The 304-nt window shown below is 61.8% G+C and carries 1 protein-coding gene; it reads right to left on the bottom strand.

Annotated elements, in window-relative coordinates; all coding sequences use genetic code 11:
- Positions 1–304: YPDG domain-containing protein (locus HMPREF2791_RS03095; RefSeq protein ID WP_141764897.1), on the bottom strand; the 304-nt coding region annotated here is incomplete at both ends.

Raw genomic sequence — 304 nt, 5'->3', positions numbered from 1 at the left:
TCGACGGTGACAGTGACATCCACAGTGTCCTTCGTACCGTCCGGGTAGGTCACATCCACCGGAACAGTGATCTTGTCACCCGGCTTCGCACCCTCCGGCACCGGAACAGTGATCTCACCAGTGGTCTTGTCAACCTTCACACCCTCCGGAGCACCCTCACCCGGGGTGAACTTCGTGCCCTCAGGCGCCTTGGTCTCCTTGCCGTCCTTGTCCTTGAACGTCGGAGCCGGAACCGTCACATCCTCGCCCGGCTTACCGTTGCCGTCCCCATACTCAGGCTCGAACTCATCGTTCTGCGCCGCCG

Source organism: Corynebacterium sp. HMSC034A01 (assembly GCF_001838175.1).
Taxonomy (GTDB): Bacteria; Actinomycetota; Actinomycetes; order Mycobacteriales; family Mycobacteriaceae; genus Corynebacterium.
Note: the sequence above shows the minus strand (reverse complement) of the source record. Positions and strands in the feature narration are given on the sequence as shown.